At 40.0% G+C, this 16,045-nt stretch carries 12 protein-coding genes and 1 pseudogene; 2 read left to right on the top strand and 11 right to left on the bottom strand.

Annotation, left to right across the window (positions count from 1 at the left end; genetic code table 11):
* Positions 1–33 precede the first annotated feature (33 nt).
* The 7 genes and pseudogenes from KZC02_RS09545 to KZC02_RS09515 form a co-directional block, all read right to left on the bottom strand.
* Positions 34–606, bottom strand: coding sequence for a hypothetical protein (locus tag KZC02_RS09545; protein ID WP_221393892.1), 573 nt, complete (start codon positions 604–606; stop codon positions 34–36).
* Positions 607–646: 40 nt separating this feature from the next.
* Positions 647–2,122 carry a SusD/RagB family nutrient-binding outer membrane lipoprotein gene (locus KZC02_RS09540; RefSeq protein WP_221393891.1) on the bottom strand — a complete coding sequence of 492 codons (1,476 nt, stop codon included), beginning with the start codon at positions 2,120–2,122 and terminating at the stop codon, positions 647–649.
* Positions 2,123–2,161: 39 nt separating this feature from the next.
* Positions 2,162–5,320, bottom strand: a complete 3,159-nt coding sequence (locus tag KZC02_RS09535; RefSeq protein WP_221393890.1) for a SusC/RagA family TonB-linked outer membrane protein — start codon at positions 5,318–5,320, stop codon at positions 2,162–2,164.
* A 773-nt stretch (positions 5,321–6,093) separates the two neighbouring features.
* Entirely contained in the window at positions 6,094–7,002 is a 909-nt protein-coding gene (locus KZC02_RS09530; protein ID WP_221393889.1) for a carbon-nitrogen hydrolase, read from the bottom strand.
* A gap of 45 nt (positions 7,003–7,047) precedes the next feature.
* A pseudogene (locus KZC02_RS09525) lies at positions 7,048–8,033 on the bottom strand (glycosyltransferase family 9 protein).
* Positions 8,030–8,941, bottom strand: a complete 912-nt coding sequence (locus tag KZC02_RS09520; RefSeq protein ID WP_221393888.1) for a lysophospholipid acyltransferase family protein — start codon at positions 8,939–8,941, stop codon at positions 8,030–8,032. The pseudogene KZC02_RS09525 and the gene KZC02_RS09520 overlap by 4 nt, the downstream one beginning before the upstream one ends.
* 116 nt (positions 8,942–9,057) lie before the next feature.
* Positions 9,058–9,957 carry a lysophospholipid acyltransferase family protein gene (locus tag KZC02_RS09515; RefSeq protein WP_221393887.1) on the bottom strand — a complete coding sequence of 300 codons (900 nt, stop codon included), beginning with the start codon at positions 9,955–9,957 and terminating at the stop codon, positions 9,058–9,060.
* A 106-nt stretch (positions 9,958–10,063) separates the two neighbouring features.
* On the opposite strand from KZC02_RS09515, the gene KZC02_RS33290 reads away from it, so the two are divergent.
* Positions 10,064–10,225, top strand: coding sequence for a hypothetical protein (locus KZC02_RS33290; RefSeq protein ID WP_409014256.1), 162 nt, complete (start codon positions 10,064–10,066; stop codon positions 10,223–10,225).
* A gap of 30 nt (positions 10,226–10,255) precedes the next feature.
* A complete protein-coding gene (locus KZC02_RS33285; RefSeq protein WP_409014255.1) occupies positions 10,256–10,405 on the top strand; it encodes a hypothetical protein in 150 nt (49 codons plus the stop codon).
* Positions 10,406–10,407: 2 nt separating this feature from the next.
* Here KZC02_RS33285 and cobA read toward each other — a convergent pair whose 3' ends face one another.
* The 4 genes from cobA to cysD all read right to left on the bottom strand — a co-directional run bounded on the left by cobA (position 10,408) and on the right by cysD (position 15,897).
* Entirely contained in the window at positions 10,408–11,172 is a 765-nt protein-coding gene (gene cobA / locus KZC02_RS09505) for a uroporphyrinogen-III C-methyltransferase (RefSeq protein ID WP_221393886.1), read from the bottom strand.
* Between the two features lie 169 nt (positions 11,173–11,341).
* A complete protein-coding gene (locus KZC02_RS09500) occupies positions 11,342–13,567 on the bottom strand; it encodes a HEPN domain-containing protein (RefSeq protein ID WP_221393885.1) in 2,226 nt (741 codons plus the stop codon).
* 46 nt (positions 13,568–13,613) lie between these two features.
* A complete protein-coding gene (locus tag KZC02_RS09495) occupies positions 13,614–14,858 on the bottom strand; it encodes a sulfate adenylyltransferase subunit 1 (protein WP_221393884.1) in 1,245 nt (414 codons plus the stop codon).
* A gap of 100 nt (positions 14,859–14,958) precedes the next feature.
* Entirely contained in the window at positions 14,959–15,897 is a 939-nt protein-coding gene (gene cysD, locus KZC02_RS09490) for a sulfate adenylyltransferase subunit CysD (protein ID WP_221394994.1), read from the bottom strand.
* Positions 15,898–16,045 lie beyond the last annotated feature (148 nt).

Raw genomic sequence — 16,045 nt, 5'->3', positions numbered from 1 at the left:
TAAATTGTTAATAACCAGCTAACTTTCTTTTGATTATTTTTCGGTCACTGCAATTTGTGAAAAGCGGGTAAATGCAATTCCTTTATGCGTTCCGGACCAGGTTACCTTAATTATGTCACCTTTTCTTTGTATCCTGTTGCCTTCAAATCCAAGCTTTTTGAAACTCGTTTTTAACGAAACCAATCCGTTTCCATCGCTGGTTATCTCTCCCCAGTTTCCGCTTGATTTGTATGTTTCGGGGGTAAATGTGTAAGTCTGCCCTTTGATCGTAAATTTTTCTGCTTTTACTGATTTTGTCAGTTCATATTTTATAGAAAGTGCTATTGCTGAAACTGGTATGGAATCTATTCCTATTTCATTATTCAGGATATTGGTTTTATCAAGTTCAAATAATCTTGATGCGACAGTAATTTCCTGGCTTGAGCTGTCAGTCGGTACAGAGGCAGTGGCCGAAATAGGCGCTCCGAAAGTTGCACCAACGACATCAACCAATACGGGTGAAACCACGCTGTTCAGCATTGGATCTTCCACTTTACATGATAGCGTTGCGAAAGTGATTGTTGCAATGAGGCAAAGTGAGCCGGCAAACGTTTTTATATTTTTCATAAATACTGAATTATCTGTGAATGTAGTTTAAAGGCCGACCTTACTCTGCCCACCATAGTTTAGTTTTCATGTCGTTTGGCCCGCCATTAAGTGTTTCCCCAATTTTTACGGCGTCCGCATTTAATGAATATTCCGAACTTGGATAATTGAAACGTGTTGGTAAAACACCGTCATTTTTCAGAACTGCTCTTGGATCAGGTGAAGGGAAAACCGGGAAACCGGTACGGCGGTATTCTGTCCAAGCTTCAACACCTTGTGCAAAAAGAGAAACCCATTTTTGTTCAATTATTTTTTCTTTGGATACAGCACCGACAGCAGTAAGAAATGCCGCTGGAATTGTTAAGCCATACTGACTAAAAGATGCCGTCATTCCTGCTTCAAAATAAGTTTTGGCATCACCGGTAATGTCACCGTCCAAAGCAGCTTCAGCAAGTATGAAATTCAGTTCAGAAAATGTCATGATAACTTCAGGCGCATCCGCTTTTGTAAAAGCACTTCCGATAGTTGAGCTGGTAGCCAGGTAAGATGTTGCAATTGCATCCGGTAATCCATTTGGATGGCCCTGGTATAAACCATCTTTATTTGGATTGGCATAAACTGTAATACGCGTATCTCCAAGAGAATTCATTTTATCGGCAAGCGTTTTACTGATGTTCCAGTCTGTACGGCCACCCTGGATTAAAATTTGGTTCCACTCATTATTGCTCGGCAATACAGTGGTACATTTTAATGAAGCATTATCAGCATTACTTGTGAAAATCGGATACTTGGCAGCGTCTCCAAGTATTTCTGCCATAATAGCACGGGATTCAGCCGATTTCTTTGCAGCCTGGCGATTCGCCAATCTTAAACGCAGGGAGTTTGCGAATTTTTTCCATTTCAGGATATCCCCTGAATAAAGAATATCACCCGCAACGGCCGGACCGCCCACAGTAAGTTTCTCATTAGCCATTTTAAGGTCACTCAAAATTCCTGCATATACTGCCTCCATGTTATCATACTTTGGAGTATAAACAGGTTCTTCGGCTGTACCTTTAATTGCATCTGAATAAGGAATTGCTCCGTACATATCAGTAAGCAAGGAGAATACCCATGAGCGCATTACCAGTGCAACACCTTCATAATTTGGGTTTGGGTTTGCAGAACCTTCTCCAGTCTGAAGAATAATGCGCTGAAAATTTAGCTGGGAATCATTGTAGAAACCCTTCCAGTTATTTGCCAGCAATGCCGGGCCAACTGTATAGTCGTCACCTTCGTTGCTATAGATATTTCTGGTAAGGTGCTGAACGTATAATTCGGCAGCATCAATATTGATACGTTCGAAACGTTCTCTGTGTCCCCAGTAACGGTCAATTGCAGTTTCAATCCCGGTAGGGAGCAGGTACTGCGGCCCAATTGCAGTTGGAGCATTAGGGCTTGTATTCATTGCATCAAAATCTTTTGTACAACTTGTGGCGGTCAATATCCCAGCCAACGCAGTCATCCAAATGGTTTTGTGATTTAGTATATTTTTCATCAGGAAATTCTTTTGAGTCAATGATTTAGATAGCTGCTTTTAGAAAGAGAATGATAAGTTCGCTCCAACACTGCGTGAACTTGGAAGTTCTCCATAACCGAACCCTTGTGCGTTTCCTCCTTTTGCATCAATTTCAGGATCGATATGCGGTGTATTTTTGAAGATCATCCACACGTTACGTCCCACAAGTGAAATCTTGGCAGACTGGATTTTAATTCTTTTCAGGAATGACGGATTGAAGGAGTAGCCTAATGATACTTCACGAAGTTTCACATAGCTCGCATCAAATATAGCCGACTCGTGATAGTTACGAGGGTTATTATATCCGTACAGTTGGTTGGCAGTTACAATGATGTCGTTCGGTACATAAGTAATGCTTTGATCAGTACCAACTACCTCACGAACACCCTGACCAATCACACCTTCTTCACGTCCCAGAGCAGTTTCTGCATATTGTCCGGTCCAGCGGGCGGTTCCGGTACCTTCGTCATAAATGTCACCACCAATACGGGCGTCAATCAAAAAGCTTAAAGAAATTCCCTTGAAATTTAATGTATTATTGATACCACCAATCCAGTCAGGCTGAATATTGCCCAGTCTTTGATTAGCGATTGTAACAGGTAAGCCGTTTGCATCATAAATTACCTGGCCATCAGGAGATTTTTTGAATCCAACACCATAGAATGTACCGTAAGCCTGGCCAACACGTGCTTCTGAGGACATACCCCTTTGTGTAGCCAGTGTGTAAGTTGTTAAGCCTTCTGCAAGTTCAATTACCTTATTGCGGTTACGAGAGTAATTTAATGATACGTCCCAGCTAAAACCATTTGAAAGTTTAACGGGTGTGCCGGAAATAGATACCTCGATACCTTTGTTCGTAATTTTACCTGCATTCAGAATACGTGTATTATAACCGCTCGCCTTGGAAATTTCTACACCCAGAATCTGGTCACGTGTAGTCTGATCGTAGTAGGTAACGTCCAGGCCAAGTTTTCCGCGTAAAAAGCGAAGGTCGGCTCCAAATTCTAAACCTGTTGTAATTTCCGGTTTAAGATTAGCATTTGCAATCTGGATGTTTTCACCAAATTGTGGGGTTGAACCATTCCAGGAGCCTTTTTTTGGAAAGGTCTGTGCTAACTGATAAGGAGTTGCATCATTACCAACCTGTGCATAGCTTGCACGAAGCTTACCAAAAGTAATAATGTCGCTTTTGATATCGAAAAGTTCGGTGATTACTCCACTAACAGATGCGGATGGATAGAAGTAAGATCTTGCGTTACTTGGCAAGGTACTCGACCAGTCGTTACGAGCTGTCAGATCAAGAAACAATGCATTTCTCCATGAGAAGTTGGCAGTTCCAAACAAACTTTGAGTTTCTGACTTGGTAATATTACTTTCAATTACGTTGGTACTCGGGATAGAGTTTTCTGCCGTATACAAACGATCAACAACCATTTCTCCAACATAGAAATAATTTCTTTTGGAAAAGTTAGTCCGCTTAATACCTCCAAATTGCAGATTAAGACCAAACTCTTTGTTAAGTTCTTTGTTGTAGGTAAAGATAAAGTCAGAGTTAGTTTCCTGATTACGTAAAACCTCTTCCGAGAAACGTCCGGGAGTACGGGCACCATTACGGATTCGGTTGAAGTTAGAAACTGCCACACGCGTTTCACTCCAGAAATCCGTTCCCGATCTGATCATCAGGCTAAGCGAAGGAAGGATTTTGTAGTTAAGAGCGATGTTACCCAGCAACCTGTCCTTTTCGTTACTTGTAGGCAGATATTTTTGTGAGAAGAATGGGTTGGTAAAAAAGGTATGTTGCCAGTTAGCTGGTTCTGCATCTGTTGCAGGCTGGTTATGTACAGCGTTATAGCTTTCATAATCGCGCAATTGATCCCATGAAACATGACGATGAGCCCAAATGAATTCCTGTCCTCCTGAATAGCTTCTGTTATCAGACCCGGATTTGATGTATTCTCCTGAAAGTGTAACACTCAGGTTTTTTGTCAGGTTATATCCGGAATTAATACGAAAGTTATTACGATGAAAGTCGTTGTTATACATAATACCTTTTTGATCAAGCCGGCTTAATCCAAGGCGGAAAAAACCTTTATCATTGCCACCTGAAAGAGCAACACTGTTTGTGAAAGTACGGCCCGTCTCCCAGTATTCGTCCCAGTTGTTAGGTTGAGGTGTCAGTGGCGCAACTTCGTCACCTGTCCACCATTGTCTCACAAGACGACCGTCCATAGGAGCGCCCCAGCTTTCGTCAGTTCCTTCAGAACCTGCCAGAGGATATCTTGAATCGTATACAGAACGGTACTGGGCGATTTCGGTAGGATCAGTAATGGATCCGCTCCACCCATTGTTATACCATGTACGGTAACCATTACCACCGCCGTAAGTATTTTGGAAATCAGGCTTGATCCATGGACGCTCAAAAGTCATATTAGAGTTCACTTCGACACCTAATCCTTTTGTGCCCTGGCCGTTTTTCGTAGTGATGAGAATTACACCGTTTGCCGCGCGGGAACCATATAATGCAGCAGCATTAGGCCCTTTAAGAACTGACATTTCTTTAATGTTATCCGGATTCACTTCTGAAATACCACCGCCGTATGTTTTGTTGGCAGTTTGTTCCATGGGTACACCGTCAATTACAATAAGTGGCTGATTATTTCCTGAAACGGAAGATGAGCCTCTTATTTGTATAGTAGATCCGCTGCCAGGGCCGCCGTTGGACTGAACGCGTACACCTGCGATTTTTCCTGACAAGGCATTGGCGACATTACTTGACCGGGATTCAGTTAAAGCACTTCCTTTTACTTCCTGTACTGTGTAACCGAGCGCTTTCTTTTCACGTTCGATACCAAAAGCTGTAACTACAACTTCGGAAAGCTGACGTGTGTCGGCATCCAGTTTAATAATAAAAGCAGTTTGATTCCCAATTGGAACTTCCTTAATAAGAAAACCTACATAAGAGATAACTAAAATACCGTCGCCAGGAACTGAAAATTTGAAACTTCCATCTGCATCTGCATTGGTGCCGACATTGGTGCCTTTGTAAATAATCGACGCCCCGGCTAAGCCCAGATCGTCATCGGCAGCAGTGATCTTTCCACTTATCTCGCGTACTTGGGCGTACGCTGCAGGTAAGAAAAGATTTGCTAAAATAAATAGGAGTAGTACTTTACGCATGGGTAATCCAGTTAGATTGAGTTAGATTAATGGGTGAATCGAAGTGAAAAGTTATGGCTGTGTGGTGTCCACGTTGCTGTGCGCCGCACACACTTTCGCGTGGACATACAAACACAGCCATAAACCTGTAAAACTGCTTTTCCGGAAAGCAATGTTATCTTCAATGAAGGACAAGCCAGGTGATAAGGACTTTTTTTGAATATGTTAAAGTCATTTATCAGATTGCTGATCCAGCTTAAGAGAAATGATACTCTATTGAAATAATTATATTGTATAAATGAAAACCTTTCAGAAAACCATCGTATTTCAGGCGATCTGACAATTGATGTTCCTCTTTATACACTAAGACAGTTTCGAGTGCGGCTGGAAAATGTCTGTTAGCTAAGAAGTCGTGTCATTCGTATAATGACTTCTCAAATATACTGACAAACAAGAAAAATGCAAGAGAAAAGATTTATTAATTGAGATTAATTAAAATAATAATTGGTTGTTCAAAACTATTTTAAAACATTATAGTAATAATCCATTATTTAATTTAACTTATTTGTTTTGAATAAAATCTATAATGGTTGTAGACTAAGTTTGTATCATTTTAATGGCTAAGTAGCTTATTGATATGAATTTGTGTTTAACAGAATATTTCCTAAGTATCTGTTTCAATAGATTGTTGTAATAAACTGTAAAAAAAATTCTATTTGCTGCAAATGAAAAAAAGAGCCCCGGTTTGGAGGCTCTCTTTATCTTGAAATGAAAATAATTATATTTTGTTCTTTTTACTTCTCGTCAATATACCTTTTTAAAATCGGTTGATAAGAATCTACACGCCGATCCCTGAAGAAAGGCCAGGTCGTACGGTAATGATCAAGTTTGAGCATGTCCAGCTCCTGCACGTGTGTTATTTCTTCATCATGAGGTGCCAGATAAAGCAGGCGTCCCTGTGGATTTGCGATAAAAGATCCTCCCCAAAACTGTTGGTCAGCCTCTCTACCAACCCGGTTTACCGACACAACATACACACCGTTTGCCACCGCATGCCCGCGTTGAATAGTCTGCCAGGCACCATATTGCTCTTCATTGATTATGGGGTCGGTTTCATTGGTATCCCAGCCAATTGCAGTTGGATAAAACAAAATTTCAGCTCCCATCAGACATGTAATCCGTGCTGCTTCGGGATACCATTGATCCCAGCAAATTAAAACACCGATTTTAGCAAATTTTGTTTTAAAAATCCTGTAACCTGTTGAATCCGACGATTCCGGTTCTCCATTAGGGGCATCGCCAGGGGTAAAATAAAACTTCTCGTAATAACCGGGATCATCAGGAATATGCATTTTCCGGTATTTACCAAGATAAGAACCATCCGCATCCAAAACTGCTGTTGTATTATGGTACAAACCATGCGCACGTTTCTCAAAAAGTGACGCAATGATGACCACACCAAGTTCTCTTGCCAGTGTTCCCAACGTGTCAGTGGAAGGCCCCGGAATGGATTCAGCAAGTTCAAAATTTTTATGGTCTTCAACATCACAGAAATACAGTGATTTAAAGAGTTCCTGCAAACATATAATCTGTGCTCCGCTGGCGGCTGCTTCCCGGATTTTAACTGTTGCTTTTTGAAAATTAGCTTCTATATTGTCAGTACAGCTCATTTGAACTATTCCGATATTTACTTTTTTGTTCATATTTATTGGTAGGTGAAACCCTGATTCTTAAAAACAATTTTATGTTTATATCCGGGATGGTAATTCTTTAATTTCAAAATCAAATGACGACTCGTTCATACATTTAAAATGCTTTTTAGGGCATTTTTTGTGTCCTATTTTTGAACATGGACGGCAATTAAGATTATTGTTTTCAACAACCTCAAAAGAAGTTTTATAAGGATACATACCAAAAGCCGGAACGGTATTTCCCCAGATTGAGAAAACTCGCTTTTTAAATGCAGCTGCTACGTGCATCAGTCCCGTATCATGTGAAAAGACAATACGTGCCTGCCGAATAATAGAAGCAGACTGATTAAAATTGTATTTTCCACATGCATTAAATATAAGATGATCTCCCAGAGCAGTTCTTACTAGTTCTCCTTCCTCGAAATCTTCTTTCCCACCAAGAAGAACAACAGGATGATTTATTTTCCTGCATAGTTCAGTCATACGATGTGTTGGAAGCTTCTTAGTAAAATGCTGGCCACCAATGGCATATGCTACGAAATCGTTACGATGTGTTTCAGGCAGCCATTCTGCCTCTACATTATCTTTGAACGGCATAAAGTAGTCGAGGCCGGCATTGTCATTTTCAATGTGCAAAGTCTTTAGAGTGGCCATATATCTGTCGACAATATGTTCATCAGGCAGATAATTGATCTTGAATTTTGTAAGTAAAAATTTCTGAACATTCAGTTTTTCAAAACTAAATGAAGTTTTGCCAAGCAGGAGTTTAATTTTTAGCGTTCTTAAATTGGTGTGCAGGTCAATGATGTAGTCAAAATTTTCATTACGAAGTTCTGGCAGCATTTTATTGAAACTGTTGTCGAGCAACCACAATTTGTCTACATAAGGATTGTCTTCCAGAAGGAAGCCAAATTTCTTTTTGTGAAGTAGTGAACTTCCGCATTCGGATATTGCTGTTTCAGGCACCTGATTACGGGTGTGGTCAAAACGATATCACCAATGGATGAAAAACGAAGAATAAGAAATTTGACTGGTTTGATCACTTTTTGTTTTCTTCCAGTAACTGTGACGGTTGCAGGTTTTCAGGCCGGTTATGTTTCCATCGCCTATGACTCCAAAGCCAGTTATCAGGTTGTTTTAAGATATCTTTTTCTAAAAAGTTAATTTGACTTTCAAGTATACGGTTGTTAGGCTCGTCCTTAGGAGACTCAGTTATGAGCTCAAAATAAAACTTATAAAACCCTCTTTTCCATTCATCACGCAAAGTCCCCATGTAAAGAACCGGCGCGTTCAGTCTTCTTGCTATCAGTTCGACACCTCTGAACACACCAGTTTCCTGATTTAAGAACCTGGTCCAGTATGCTTTTTCGGGAACCGGTGACTGGTCGTTGATCAATATATAAATAAACGGCTTGTCGCGTGGGGTCAAAGCTTTTACAAACGCATCTTTCATCGGAACCATTTCTGTGCCAAACTGAGTCCTCACTTTTTTAAACCAGTCTTCAAAGGTATTATTGGCCAGCTCATGATATACGACCACAATTTGGTAGGATAATTTGGCAGAAGCAAATAAATTAAGCATTTCCCAATTTCCAAGATGACCGGCAACTACGACAATATTCTTTTTCTGCTCGTAATAATGATCCAGAAAAGAGGTGTCAAATTCAATACGCCTTAATAAATCAGTTTTAGATATTGAACGTAACTTAATGGTTTCGAAAATGATATCTGTAAAGTTACGATAATATTTTTTTGCTATACTTTTGATCGTTTCTTCGTCCTGATCCGGAAAACTATTATGCAAATTATCCAATATCACATTTCGGCGGTAGTGTGCTATATCAAATATAAGGAAACGAAAGAAGTCCGATAGCCTGTAAAGGCTTTTCCATGATAGCTTTGATATTGCTGTGAGTATAAACAATAACAATCTGGTGGATAATTTCTTCATTTTTATAATCCATTTTGCAAAATAAAAGCAATCCGGCTATAAAATAAGTTCCGCGTATATAGGACTTTTTGGTGATTCGCCAAGTTGTAAAATTAGTTAGCGATGATAATGTATAATTATATTGCTAATTGTTCTGGCTTCAACAACGCTGGCTTCTTGTGCTTCCATCTTCTATGGCTCCACAACCAGTTATGTGGCTGGGTATTGATGTTTTCTTCTAATATCCCTGCTTGTTTTTTTAGTATGAAGTTATTGGGTACCGTTTTGGGTTCGTCGGTAATTGTAGTAATGTCAACATGGTAATAACCCCGTTTATTAGCTACTTTGCTGAAATCAGCATAAAGTACGGTAAGGTTATAACGCCGGGCTATCGTTTCTACACCGCGAAAAATGCCTGTATCCTGATTCAAAAAAGTTGTCCAGAAAGCTGTACCTGGATTTGCGGACTGATCGTTGGCCAGTACTACGGCATACGGCTTATCTCTTGGCTTTTGCAATTCTTTGAAAATCTGATTCATTGGAACCAGTGTTGCTCCAAAACGTGTGCGAAGATTTATAAACCATTCATCAGATTCTTTATTTTGTAACGGACGGTAAACCACTATACATTCATGTGTAAACGAAAGCGACGAGAATAAATTAGCAAGCTCCCAGTTTCCACGGTGCCCCATCAGATATATGATGTTGGTTTTCTTAGCATAAAAATCATCCATCATACTGATATCCCCTTGTAGCCTGTCCCTCACCACCTCAGGGCTTGCTGTACGGAATTTGATGGTTTCTACGATGATATCAGTGAAATGAAGATAAAAATTTTCAGCTATGACTTTTAGCTCAGCATCTGATTTTTCAGGAAAACTGTTTTTGAGATTCATCCGGATAACTTCTTTCCTGTATCCGATTAAATCAAACAGCAGCCATTTTAAAGCACTGGAAAGCCTGAATGCATTTTTCCAGGAAAGCCGGGATAATGAATTTAGTAGAAAAAGAAAAATTTTTGAAAAAAACCGATTCATGCAAACATTTTTACAATATTACATATATAACGTATGTTTATAAAATGTTAGCTTTTGTTTTCAAATATTGTTAGTTTCACTTATTCAAACAATTAGGTAATACACTGTGTTAGAAGGATTATTTGATATAAAGAACGACAAACGTCTGAGCATGTATTTGTACCGGATGGGATTCAGTATGTGGCTCATGTATCTGGTTTTGGGGGCTCCTGCGATGCGTACCTATGCGCATTACCGCACAGATTGCGGAGTTTTTGCTTTATTTTAATGATCGTTGGCTTTTCCGCATCTATGGTTTATGACTATTTTCATAATCGTGATGCCTTCTGAACAAAAAAAGAAATGGCTGTTTGTCAGCTATCTGATATTAGCAGGAATTATTTATTTTTTAGAATTTCAGGGCAAAGAACATTTTCTGGATTTTAAATGGCTTTTCCATCTTCGCTAATGCTATTCTGGTAAAAGATCCTCTCTTTTTATCATTTTTTGAATTGCCTCATATGAAAGATCAGGCAGTGCAGCTACTTTGCCAATCACAATGATTGCAGGGGAAGCTATCTCACTGATCTTCGCCAGAGGCTGGATATTACTTATTTTCCCTGTCACTACTTTTTGGTCAGGCAATGAGCCATTCTGAATAATTGAAACAGGTTCATCCAGTTTGTTCAATTTTGCATAAATACCTACAATTTCGTCCAGTTTGTGCAGTCCCATCAGTATTACGACTGTTGCAGTTGACTGAGCGGCAAAATGAAGATCTTTGGATAAAGAATGATTTTTGGTTGTTCCGGTAATTACCCAGAAACTTTCACTTACACCTCTGGATGTCAACGGTATTCCTGCCAGTGCCGGAACGGCGTAACTGCTGGAAATGCCAGGAATGACTTCTGATTTGATTCCGTGCTGTTCGGCAAAAATGATTTCTTCATATCCTCGTCCAAACACAAATGAGTCACCTCCTTTGAGTCTTACCACTTCTCCATATTGCGTTGCATATTCTACAATCATTGAATTAATTTCATCCTGTCCACAACTTGTTTTCCCATATCGTTTGCCAACTAAAATTTTGACACAATCGGATGGGCAATAATCAAGAAGAGTAGGATGGGCAAGGGAATCGTATAATACGACTTTGGCTTTTTGTAAAGCTTTAATCCCTTTTAAGGTGATCAGGTCAGGATCGCCGGGACCAGCACCGATAAGTGTAAGTATCATAGGGAAGGAGCTGTCGGCCATCAGCGTTCGGCTGTCAGATCGTTGCTAATTCAAAGTTTGATAGCTGCTGATGGATATATTTAATTTGAACCGATTCGGATCACAATAACTGATTTGTTAATGGCCAGGTTAAAGAAGTCAACTTTTTAAAAGTTGACTTCTTTTTTCCTTAACTATCTTTTCCAAATGAAAGCTCCTGCAATACAGGTTCTCCGGTTTCCATTAATTGTGCTTCGCGCGTGTTGCGTACAAAATTCAGGAATTTCTCAGCAGTACCTATAAAGTAAGCAGCAAAAGCTTCGGTAGGTTCAAATTTATTAATACTGAAAGCCAAAGAACGGAAAGGAGTTTCTTCGGAATCAGGAAGTATATATTCAGCCGGAATCTCATATTTAAATTCCTGTCCAAAGTTGGCCTGGAAATCGTTAATGATACCATACTGCGTATTGGTATTCACGTCCTTGGTCATTAATAAGCCTTTTGCACCGGTAATCAATACATTATAAGCATGATAAATTGCATCAGCCCAAATATCCGATTCGAAATTTTCTTTCGCAAGATTTAGTTTTTCCTGTCCTTCTGTTATAGTGGTCGCAACAAGGTCAACCAAAACACTCGCACATTCACCAACACCAATTTCAGTTTTAAACATTTCGTCATGATCCCAGTCACGGTATTCATCATCCTGAACCGTGGAAAGATCAGCAATTGGTTTTAAAAGCTGGAAGAAGTAATTTTTAGTCTGACGTGCATAATACTGATTGTAATACTCACCGTCAAAAGCATTGGCTTCAAAATCGTTGAAAAGTGTACGCAGTGCTTCCGGGCCACGTTTAGTCGGGACTTTGATCACTTTATCACCTATCAAACCGATACCATCGCCTGAGAAACCACCTCCCAATAAAACCTGCAAAGCCGGCAAAACCAGTTTGCCATTTTTTATCGAACTGCCATGGAATCCAATGTTAGAAGCATTGTGCTGTCCGCAGCCATTCATACAGCCACTGATTTTTATTTTAATATCCTGGTTGTACATCATTTCAGGGAATTCTTCCTTCATAACATCTTCCAGAACACGAGTGATCCCGTAACTGCTTGAAATAGCCAGGTTACAGGTATCCGTTCCGGGGCATGTTGTAATATCCATCGTACTGTCAAAACCAGGAGCAGCAAGCCCAAGTTTATTCAGCTCATTATAAATTGCTACAAGGTCTTCCCCTTTTACAAAACGAAGAATATATCCCTGATTTACTGTAACACGAATATCATCAGCTGCATATTTTCTAACTATATCGGCAAGGCTGCGTGCTGTGTCAGAGCTTATGTCCCCAAGCAAAACCCTTAGTTGAACGGCATACCAGCCTTTTTGTTTTTGTTCAAAAACGTTGGTTTTGTACCAGTTTTTAAATGTGTCTATACCGGACTGTTCAATACTTTCAGCAGCATTGTTGAAAATTACATCTTCACTTACGGAAGCACGCGGTGCATAATCCAGGGAAGCAACCTGAGATTCAAACAGATCATGAGGGATTGCAAATACTTTATTTTTAAGTGCTGCACGTTCCTCTTTTACCCTGGCCATCATTTCGTCCAGCCCAAGATCATTAAGCAGGAATTTCATCCGTGCTTTATGTCGTCTTACCCTTTCTCCATAACGGTCAAAAACACGTAAAACGCCTTCAATAAATGGAATTACATTTTCTTCTTCCAAAAATTCGTAGGCAGTTTGTGCTGAAAATGGCTGTGCTCCAAGTCCGCCACCAAGTAAAACCTTAAAACCTTTTACAGTTTCACCAGCTGCATTTACACCCATTTTAGCAATTAAACCAACATCGTGTATAAATGCCAGCGCCGAATCTTTTTCTGAGGAAGACACGGCAATTTTAAATTTCCTTCCCATATCCTGATTAATAGGATTACGAAGAAAATAAGTAAATATTGAGTGAGCGATAGGTGTTACATCAAACGGTTCTTCAGGATCAATACCTGCTACTGAGGAGGCTGTAACATTGCGAATTGTATTTCCACAAGCTTCTTTCAAAGTAATTCCGGCGTCTTCCAGATCAGCCCAAAGCTGTGGAGAATCAGAAAGCTTAACAAAGTGAAGCTGAATATCCTGACGTGTAGTCGCGTGAAGATTGCCAGTTGCGAATTTATCGGAAGTATCTGCAATACGAACAAGCTGGTCAGCCGTAATTCGCCCAAAAGGAAGCTTGATACGGATCATTTGCACACCCGGCTGGCGCTGACCGTAAACACCACGCGTCAGACGAAACTTACGAAAAGCTTCTTCCGGGGTTTCGCCAGTGTTAAAAGCATCGATTTTGTTTTGCAAATCAACAATATCGCGTTTCGCAACAGCTGCTACTTTTTCTGAAATTATTAAATTACTCATGGTGATACAATTCTTAATCCTTATGGATTAGTATATTAATGTCATTTTATTCTATCATGCAGGCTCCAACGGTAACATTGGATGTTTCATCTATCAGGATAGCAGCACCGTTTGCCCTGTTTGTCTGATAATGATCATAAGCGACTGGCTGGGCCGTACGCAATACGATTCGCGCTACATCATTTAGTTTCAGGTTATCAACGTCATCCAATTTTTCGTAGGAATTGATATCTATCTGATATTCAATATCTCTTACCGAACATCTTGATCTCGAAGTGCCATGCTGAAGAATATATTTATTTCCTGCCTTGAGTGTTTTTTTATCATCCATCCAGCAAATAATCACTTCCAGATCCTGGCTTACAACCGGAGAATTGTTCAAAGAAACGATCATATCTCCACGGCTGATGTCAATATCATCTTCAAGTAATATCGTCACAGACTCTAAAACAGAAGCTTCCTCAATTTCGTTTCCGCCAAATTCAATTTTAGCGATCCTGGATTCTGTTTCAGAAGGCAAAACCTTAACAGCATCACCTTTTTTGAATGTTCCACTCTGAATTCGCCCTGCATATCCTCTGTAATCATGTAGTTCCTCAGTTTGTGGGCGAATTACATATTGAACTGCAAAACGGCCGTCGTCCTGATTCTGGTCTTTCAGTACATTAACAGTTTCTAATACAGAAAGTAAGGTTTCGCCTTTATACCAGGTCATATTTTGTGATCTATCAACGATATTATCCCCGTTTAATGCGCTTACCGGTATAATAGTCAGATCCTTAATATTCAGTTTCTCAGCCAGTTCTTTGTAGGATTTTTCAATTGCCAGAAATCCTTCTTCTGAATTGCCGATCAAATCCATTTTATTAATCGCCACGACCACATGAGGAATTCCCAACATGGAAGCGATCAGAGAATGGCGGCGTGTTTGCTCTACTACACCATGACGTGCGTCAACAAGGATAACAGCTAAATCTGCATTGGAAGCTCCTGTAACCATATTTCTGGTATACTGGATATGCCCGGGTGCATCAATACTGATAAATTTACGGCTTGGTGTCTGGAAATATTTGTAGGCGACATCAATCGTAATTCCCTGCTCACGTTCAGAACGAAGGCCATCAGTAAGCAATGCCAAATCAATTTCACCATCGTTACGGCTTTTGCTCGCGCGTTCAATGGCATCCATCTGATCAGCCAATATATTTTTTGTATCGTAAAGCAAACGTCCGATCAGTGTGCTTTTTCCATCGTCTACTGAACCGGCTGTTATAAATCTTAGTAAATCCACTTTTTTAGTATATGAGTTTATGAGCGGCCGCCGCTCGGTACAAAGTTTATGAGTCGTTCGCTTCAGAGTCTTTAAACTCATCGACTGCTTTAAACTCATTTTAAAAATATCCGCCCTTTTTTCGGTCTTCCATAGCTGCTTCGGTTTGCTGGTCGTCGATACGGGTTTCTCCACGTTCGCTGATCCTTGAAATAGAAATTTCAGCAATTACTTCATCCAAAGTAGCAGCACTTGATTCAACAGCAGCAGTACAAGTCATGTCACCTACTGTACGGAAACGTACCTGACGGGTTACAATCTGATCGTTTTCGTCTTTTTCAATAACAGGAGTGTTATTTAACAGCTTTCCGTCTCTCAGGATCAACTCACGTTCATGGGCGAAATAAATAGAGGGAAGCGTAATTTTTTCTCTTTTCAAATAAGCCCAGACATCCAGTTCAGTCCAGTTTGAAATAGGAAAAACACGTACATTTTCACCTTTATGGATACGGCCGTTAAAAAGATTCCAAAGCTCAGGGCGCTGACGTTTTGGATCCCATTGCCCAAACTCATCGCGAAATGAGAAAATTCTTTCTTTTGCACGTGCTTTCTCTTCGTCACGACGTGCACCTCCAATACATGCATCAAATTCAAACTCCTCAATCGTATCAAGCAAAGTAAAAGTCTGCAGCCAGTTACGACTTGCATTTTTACCTGTTTGTTCTTTCAGGCCTTTTGCTTTAATCGTATCTTCCACATATCTGACAACGAGTTTTGCACCAATTTTTTCAGCCAGTTCGTCACGATAATTAATAGCTTCAATAAAATTATGTCCTGTATCTACATGAACAAGCGGGAATGGTATTTTTCCTGGCGCAAATGCTTTCTGAGCAAGGCGAACCAATGTTATAGAATCTTTTCCACCGGAAAATAACAATGCCGGACGCTCAAACTGACCAGCCACTTCACGCATAATGTAAATTGCCTCTGCTTCTAACTGATCCAGATAATCGGGCGTTTTACGTCTTTCATCTGCTTCCTGATCGCTGATATCGGACATTTCTTTAACTGAAATTGACATACTTATTTTTTTTAGCTTTTAGCTACAAGCCGCGAGGGACCGCTGTTGGCTCTTAGCCTTATAAAATTCTTTACTTAAATTTGAACTATTCAATATTGGGGACAGCTTTGCCGATAGCCGATAGCCG

The sequence above is a fragment of the Dyadobacter sp. NIV53 genome (assembly GCF_019711195.1).
GTDB lineage: Bacteria > Bacteroidota > Bacteroidia > Cytophagales > Spirosomataceae > Dyadobacter.
This window is presented reverse-complemented; position numbering and strand designations above follow the sequence as displayed.